The organism is Virgibacillus sp. GM2-2 (genome assembly GCF_055329585.1).
The window spans coordinates 1-259 of record NZ_JBUZWC010000104.1 but is presented as its reverse complement, the minus strand read 5'-3'; the positions used below and the strand labels follow the sequence as shown (position 1 = coordinate 259).

1 protein-coding gene is annotated in these 259 nt (G+C 64.5%); it reads left to right on the top strand.

Features of this window, described 5'->3' with window-relative positions:
* Positions 1-37: 37 nt before the first annotated feature.
* Positions 38-259 (top strand): hypothetical protein (locus ACY9Z2_RS19145; protein WP_463611266.1); only part of this gene is annotated, 222 nt, incomplete at its 3' end.

The following is a 259-nucleotide window of genomic DNA, read 5'->3' as shown; positions in this document are numbered from 1 at the left end:
CGCTGCATTAGCGGCGGCCGAGAGCGCCAGGGCCGCCGTGACACTCGTCAATCGACGGCGCACCGGCGAGAATTTGCCAACCACCGATATGTATTTGGGTCTGCACATCGGTGAGGTCTTTTACGGCAACATCGGCAGCCGCGAGCGCCTCGACTTTACCGTCGTCGGCCCGGCGGTCAATGAAGTGAGCCGCATCGCCGGTCTCTGCCGCTCCGTCGATCAACCGCTGCTGGTCTCGTCCGCCTTCGCCTCGGCCATC